The sequence below is a fragment of the Mesorhizobium sp. M7A.F.Ca.AU.002.02.1.1 genome (genome assembly GCF_003998535.1).
Classification (GTDB): domain Bacteria; phylum Pseudomonadota; class Alphaproteobacteria; order Rhizobiales; family Rhizobiaceae; genus Mesorhizobium; species Mesorhizobium ciceri.
In genome coordinates this window covers 1-3,066 of record NZ_RZPB01000714.1, presented here as the reverse complement: position 1 = coordinate 3,066, position 3,066 = coordinate 1, and the positions used below count along the sequence as shown (strand labels likewise).

3 protein-coding genes and 1 pseudogene are annotated in these 3,066 nt (G+C 58.9%); 2 read left to right on the top strand and 2 right to left on the bottom strand.

All coding sequences use genetic code 11. From position 1 onward, the window contains the following. Positions 1-402: 402 nt before the first annotated feature. On the bottom strand, positions 403-1,326 hold the full coding sequence (locus EN879_RS29985) for a lipid kinase (protein ID WP_063170805.1): 924 nt from the start codon (positions 1,324-1,326) through the stop codon (positions 403-405). A gap of 20 nt (positions 1,327-1,346) precedes the next feature. After that, the gene (locus EN879_RS39150) at positions 1,347-1,868 is read right to left on the bottom strand and encodes a hypothetical protein (RefSeq protein ID WP_156949288.1); all 522 of its coding nucleotides are present in this window, start codon (positions 1,866-1,868) and stop codon (positions 1,347-1,349) included. Between the two features lie 297 nt (positions 1,869-2,165). Here EN879_RS39150 and EN879_RS29975 point away from each other — a divergent pair, with 297 nt between their 5' ends. Both EN879_RS29975 and EN879_RS29970 read left to right on the top strand, forming a co-directional pair. Beyond that, positions 2,166-2,447 (top strand): hypothetical protein, encoded by a 282-nt coding sequence (locus tag EN879_RS29975; protein ID WP_244514441.1) that lies wholly within the window; start codon positions 2,166-2,168, stop codon positions 2,445-2,447. A 311-nt stretch (positions 2,448-2,758) separates the two neighbouring features. Then, positions 2,759-3,066: pseudogene (locus tag EN879_RS29970) on the top strand (1,3-1,4-beta-glycanase); the annotation flags it as partial.

The following is a 3,066-nucleotide window of genomic DNA, read 5'->3' as shown; positions in this document are numbered from 1 at the left end:
TATCAGTTCATTTTGAACCAGCCTTCGGGAACGCCTAAGGGCCGCGTTCGGCACCTTTGCCAAGGCGCGTTGTAACGAGCCGCAGCAACCGTTTGCATTCCGGCTCATGACGCAAAGCTCCGGCCAAGGAGTCTTTTCAGGCCGGTCGTGCCAAGCGGCCACGGCCCCAAGTCGCGCATGTCGACCTGCTAGCAACAGACCAAGGAAATCATAATTTGTCGAGCTCGCCGCTTCTCGCATGGACCGGTCGTTGTCGCCGTTTTGATGACCTCGGGACGATCGTGGGGCCAAATTGCTTGCCTAGTGGAGGTCAGCGTCGTCGAGAACACGATAATCATGCATGCCTCGCGGCCGGCGATAAGCTGTTGTGCAGCCTTGACGCAGGGATGGTCCACCGACAATCTAAGGTCTTTCTCCTTCCGTGCGATCTCGTATGCCGACGGGCGCAGGCGCGAAGACCGAGATCGCCTTTGGATGGACCTTGAAATGGGCTGGTGTCGAGGTGACGATCTCACCATCGGTGTTGACCGGCATCGGCTTCTCCGTCTCGATGTCGAACTCGACGCACCTAGCCGTGCGCACCTCTCGCCAGGCGCCATGCCTTCCAGACCGGAAGGAGCGGAGCATCAGCGCCAGCTTCCAGAGGTTCGTCATTTCCAAGCTATAAAGATCGAGATGTCCGTCATCGATCTCGGCCGTCTCTTCCACCACGTTGCCGCCGCCGTAATGGCGACCGTTTCCCACCGCAATCTGGTAGGTTTCGACGTCGGTCGACGCGCCTTTCTCAATAATCTTCGCGTGGAATCGCGTGGCCCGCGTCAACACTTTCACCGCCGCCAGCGCATAGCCGAGCCTGCCGAAACGCTTCTTCAAAGTGGGATCCAGACCCTTCGCCAATTCAGTGCTGAGTCCGATACTCGCAACGTTGAAGAAGGCATTGCCATTGACCGTGCCGATATCGATCTGCCGGAGTCGGCCCCGCACGATCACGTCAGCGGCCTGCAGAAGATCCATAGGGATGTCGAGTGTGCGAGCGAGGTCATTAGCCGTTCCCATAGGAATAATGCCCATCGGCAGGCGGCTTTCCACTACAGCCATCGCCGCCGCCGACAACGAACCATCGCCACCGCACACGACCACAAGGTCCGCCGTTTGGCGCAAGCGAACGATGTCACGAGCGATCTCCGGCAACGCCTCGAACTTTTCGACAGTGACAGAAAGCCGGCCGCGCTCCAGCCGCTCCACAATCGGGGCGATCAGCTCCTGGCCGCGCCGCGCCTTTGGATTGAGGAGCAGCAATGCGCGCCTTTTGGCCAGTTTGCTCATTCAAAGATCGATCCGATGGTTCATAACGCATGCACACAAGGCGGCTGTTCATTCGACCGCAGCCGACGTTTTTGGCTCTCCGGACCTACCTCCACCGCGGTTGCGAACGGCGCAATTTTTTGACCTCCAGCGGCCCCTGGATCGCTATCCGAGTTCGTGGCCGTCACGCCGTGCACAACCGTCCTGGCAATTTCGCACAGGTTCTGGTGGTGCGTGAGATAGACCACTTGGCCAGCACATGCCATTCCCAAACAAGCTGAAACCTCCTCGGAGAGGACATGGTCGAAGGAATGATCATCGGCGCGCCTATTTATCGCGGAAGAGGTTGAAGCGCGGTCGATCGCATCGCGGATATATCCGGGGCGGATTTGCAGTCCGTCCTTCAGCGCGCCGCTTTGATGCTCCGGAACGTCGCCGGCGTCCCGCTGGAGCCTGAGACAGAAGATGCGCTCAAGCCCATTGCCGGAGAGATTTAAATCGGCAGCGCCAGATCGGCCTGGCTCTGTAAAATCTGGGAGCCGGTCGCGATTGGCCGGAACCAAACAGAACAGCCGTAATTATCAGCCGAGGGAAGCAACCGCATAGGAAGCGGAACGATGGCTGAAATTCTTGAAACTTGGCAGTTCAAGGTTGCGCTTCAAACGTGCTGAGAAATCGTTGAGGCGCGCAAAGGAAGAAGCGGACAGGAAAAATGGCGTGGTGAATATCGCCCTGTGCTGCAGGGTCCGGGCAGCTCAACAGCGCGTGACGGAGGCCTCGGGAGCGCCAGACCAATATCTATACGCGGGCGGCCTCCAAATCACCCCCGAATGGACATGAAATGGCGAGGAGTTGCCGTCATGACAATACTGTTTGAGCCGCTGGACTCGGATTACCATAAGCGCAGCGTGCTTTACCACGCCACGCGGTTGTCGATGCTCCACGATCGAATGCTGATGCGTTTCGACAAGGTAGACGAAGCGGCCGATAAGGTTGAAGCCGCAGCGGCCGTGCTGGTCGATATCACCCACGGCTCTGCCCTTGACGCGTTCCAGAACTCGGTGTTGCGGATTTCAGATGGAAACGGGTCAGACCCTCGGCCTCTGATCTGCGAGGAATGGCCGCAAGCGTTCGGCGGCTAGGGGGAAGGTCCCGCATCCGCGCCCGATGGGCAGGGCTCTCGCGGGTGTCCCGCCAAACTTGCGATTCGGGTCCAAGGTTCCGCTCAGAAGCCTGCCACGTTTCGGCAGCATTCTCGTTGGTGCGCGCTCTTCGCCCAACCGGCCCCAGTCGCCCCACTTCACGCTCAAGCCAGCTTCGCCTGACGGACGCGTCCTGCCCCTCGGGCATTTACGTTTTGATAACCCTCCTGAGTTTGAAGACAAAACCTATCGGCTCCTTTTGCCTTGCATCGTGTTAGGGCTTGGAACAAACCAACGGAGCTGCAAGCAAAATGGCCGCCGTAACCAATGCCAAGGGCGTTCCGCTCCCCTATAGTGGGTCCTCCGCAAGGTGGTACTCGGCGACGAATTCGGGCCCGGCCCTCTACGGCAGCATCTACAACGATTCGCTGTATGGCGACGGCAGCGTCAGCGTTACGATGTATGGCGGCCAGGGCGACGATATCTACTACCTGTACTCCGCGAAAAACAAAGCGGCGGAGCTGCCCAACGAGGGCATCGATACGATCTCGACCTGGATGAGCTACAGGCTGCCGGCGAATTTTGAGAATCTGACGGTCACCGGCGATAAACAATATGC